The following is a 2,877-nucleotide window of genomic DNA, read 5'->3' as shown; positions in this document are numbered from 1 at the left end:
AGCTGGCCTTTTTTGATGTGGAGAAAAAATCCTTGGCTAAGCTGAGGAATGAATTCCAGCGGTGCCAAAATATTTTGGCTCTATCGCCGAAATATTCAAAATCCACAGTACATACAACCTAGAGTAGAAATTATCGAACACTGCGAACTGTTAGTGAGCATTCTGCCAGAGTTAAGGATGTTTGCATTTATGATTTATAAAAGGGTAAAAATGAAAAGGCATGAGCCCAATTCGGACTCATGCCCGTCAAGCTTCCATAGAAACAGGACAAATCTCTGTTTACAGCCATTCAATAATATATCCAGGATAATATCATAAACAGTTAAATCTTCAATATCAGAAAGTAAAGCAGAAAGTTCGCTTGGACGGCCGGTTAAAAAATCAAATATGCCAAAATGGGTAGGGATAACGTGCTTCGTTTTTAATAATCGGACTGCCTTAGCCGCCTCCCGGGGGGACATCGTATAAGCATCACCGATCGGCAATAGCGCCGGCTCTGATTCATATCATTCAGCAATATCCCCAAAGACGTTTGTATTTGGCGCGATAAGTCGTATATCCATTCGCAAATTTGATCATGTAGCCCATTGGCTCTCCGCCATAGAAAATCTCATTGCCGTCAACGTATACTGACGAATGATCTGCATGTACAGCCGTAACTGCAATATCCCCGAATCTTCGGGTGCCGCCTTTATTGATGGAAACAACATGTTCAACACCCTTCTTTTGGAGAAGAACGGCCAGTTTCCAGCCTGCGAATACTTTCGCTCCTGTTTTTTTGGCAAGCCATACGGCATTCTCGGCATGATCCCGATGCGCATGGTCAAAAAAATGTAATCTACACTTTCAATGTGTTGAATTGTTTCGGGACAAGAGGGATTCTTTTTAGCCGTGGATCAATTAGTAATTTTTTATTACGGGGTGTTGTAATCCGCCAAAGCCAAGTAAATGATGTATTTCGGTTCTGCATATTAATATCCCTCTTTCATTAAATCACTGGCTGCAAAAACTTCTTAGCCGCCTGCAGTCCATTTAAAGCAGTTGGGAAACCGGCATAAACAGAAACCTGCATGATTAATTCAACAATTTCTTCTTTTGAGCAGCCAACATTTAAGGCGCCATTAATATGAACCTTCAGCTGGGGAATAGCGAATCCAAGCGCAGTCAAGGCTGCAACGGTTGCTAATTCCCGGGATTTGATATCTAAACCCTGCCGGCTGTAGATGTCACCGAATGGGAATTTAACTAAAAACGTTCAAAGTCAGGCGCGATTTCGTTTAAAAACTCACGAGTGTGACTTCAAGATTCTCCAACAACTTTGTTCATCAGTTTAATCCGTTTTTATACCTTTTTTCTGTCATATTAAAAGTCCTCTCCCGCCTTTTTATAAATGTATTCTTCACAAAATAAAATTACGGCTTCTATAAATAATTCAATATTCGAGAGGCGATTGGTAACTTTTTCTTTTTGGCTTTCACTGATTCTAAACGTTCCAAAATACAGCCTTCCTTTGTAAACTCTGAAATATCTTCAAGGGACATTCCTGTTTTTTTCAAAGTACCTATAAAAATAAGAAAGTTTACGTCAGAATCCGTAAATTGCCGTATGCCGCCAGCAGTTCTTTTGATTTGAATTAATCCGCTTCTTTCATAAAATCGATGGTATGCGCAGAAAGTCCGGTTCTTTCCACAGCTTCTTTAATATTCATTTTTGGGAGCTCCTTTGTCGACTTGGTCTAATCTTACAGACTCTAAGCCAAGCTGTTTTTCACGAAAAAGATAGCAAATACTGCATTTTTAAACCAATAAAGTCTGAGAATTCTCCGTCATCGTCGGTATGATAACTGAAATGTCTTTCAGTATGCTCTTCATAAGTAAAGAAAAAAAGCCGATATAAATATGGTAAAAAATATTTATTGGGGGAAATAAGATGCAATCCGTTGAACATGAAGGCTTTATCATGGACGTTCCGGCAAATTTATTCAGAGGTATAGAATCGGTAGGCGGCAGACTGAAATTAACAAGTGAAAGTTTATTTTTTACATCGCACGGCGTTAATATTCAAAACAAACCGCTCGACATTAAGATTCAGGACATTGCAAAGGTTGAGAAGCGAAACACATTTCTGGTTGTACCAAACGGACTTAAAGTCGTCTTGAAAAACCAGCAGGAGTACAAATTTGTTGTCGCAAAAAGACAGGAATTCTTTAACCATTTGGAGAACCTATTATAGAGCGTTATCATCAAAAAACAGCAGCAAAGCGGCAAATTTTTTTTGCTGCTCTGCTCTTTGTTTAGATAAGCGGCGGCATTTCAGCCTTAAAAAGAAACACATATGATGAAAAAACTGAAAATAAAATTTTTTTAATATAGCCTTTACAAATGGGTGTGTTCCTGTATATAATAGTCCTTGTCAGATCGAGAGTTGCTCGAATGACTGCCCCGGAGGATTAGCTCAGCTGGGAGAGCATCTGCCTTACAAGCAGAGGGTCGGCGGTTCGATCCCGTCATCCTCCACCATTGGTTTTTGAAGGGGCCGGTGTAGCTCAATTGGTAGAGCAACTGAATCGTAATCAGTAGGTTGGGGGTTCAAGTCCTCTTGCCGGCACCACTTTTTTATGATATAATATAAAAGTTGCTGAAAAAAATATCAACGGCTTTTATCTAAGAAATTCTTAGAGCCATTAGCTCAGTTGGTAGAGCATCTGACTTTTAATCAGAGGGTCGAAGGTTCGAGTCCTTCATGGCTCACCATTTTCATGCGGATGTGGCGGAATTGGCAGACGCGCTAGAATCAGGCTCTAGTGTCTTTTAAAGACGTGGGGGTTCAAGTCCCTTCATCCGCATTGCCAATCAATTTTCGCGGAAGTAGTTCAGT

4 protein-coding genes and 4 tRNA genes are annotated in these 2,877 nt (G+C 40.1%); 6 read left to right on the top strand and 2 right to left on the bottom strand.

The window, feature by feature from the left end; genetic code table 11:
- Positions 1-645: 645 nt before the first annotated feature.
- Positions 646-837, top strand: coding sequence for a hypothetical protein (locus tag V7126_RS23770; RefSeq protein WP_157759345.1), 192 nt, complete (start codon positions 646-648; stop codon positions 835-837).
- A 151-nt stretch (positions 838-988) separates the two neighbouring features.
- Here V7126_RS23770 and V7126_RS23765 read toward each other — a convergent pair whose 3' ends face one another.
- Positions 989-1,201, bottom strand: coding sequence for a carboxymuconolactone decarboxylase family protein (locus tag V7126_RS23765; protein WP_335499831.1), 213 nt, complete (start codon positions 1,199-1,201; stop codon positions 989-991).
- A 220-nt stretch (positions 1,202-1,421) separates the two neighbouring features.
- Positions 1,422-1,607: a hypothetical protein gene (locus V7126_RS23760; protein ID WP_335499829.1), complete on the bottom strand. Its 186-nt coding sequence runs from the start codon at positions 1,605-1,607 to the stop codon at positions 1,422-1,424.
- A 322-nt stretch (positions 1,608-1,929) separates the two neighbouring features.
- Here V7126_RS23760 and V7126_RS23755 point away from each other — a divergent pair, with 322 nt between their 5' ends.
- The 5 genes from V7126_RS23755 to V7126_RS23735 all read left to right on the top strand — a co-directional run bounded on the left by V7126_RS23755 (position 1,930) and on the right by V7126_RS23735 (position 2,845).
- A complete protein-coding gene (locus tag V7126_RS23755; RefSeq protein WP_046133032.1) occupies positions 1,930-2,232 on the top strand; it encodes a GRAM domain-containing protein in 303 nt (100 codons plus the stop codon).
- Positions 2,233-2,443: 211 nt separating this feature from the next.
- Positions 2,444-2,519 (top strand) — tRNA-Val (locus tag V7126_RS23750).
- A 15-nt stretch (positions 2,520-2,534) separates the two neighbouring features.
- Positions 2,535-2,610 (top strand) — tRNA-Thr (locus V7126_RS23745).
- A gap of 67 nt (positions 2,611-2,677) precedes the next feature.
- Positions 2,678-2,753 (top strand) — tRNA-Lys (locus tag V7126_RS23740).
- 7 nt (positions 2,754-2,760) lie between these two features.
- Positions 2,761-2,845: transfer RNA gene (locus tag V7126_RS23735), tRNA-Leu, on the top strand.
- Positions 2,846-2,877: the final 32 nt, after the last annotated feature.

Origin of the sequence: Bacillus sp. JJ675 (assembly GCF_036963165.1) — a bacterium.
Taxonomy (GTDB): Bacteria; Bacillota; Bacilli; order Bacillales; family Bacillaceae; genus Bacillus; species Bacillus glycinifermentans.
Note: the sequence above shows the minus strand (reverse complement) of the source record. Positions and strands in the feature narration are given on the sequence as shown.

Coding starts and splice junctions, on each gene's coding strand:
- V7126_RS23770 (WP_157759345.1), top strand. CDS start 646: ATGTACAGCCGTAACTGCAATATCCCCGAATCTTCGGGTGCCGCCTTT.
- V7126_RS23755 (WP_046133032.1), top strand. CDS start 1,930: ATGCAATCCGTTGAACATGAAGGCTTTATCATGGACGTTCCGGCAAAT.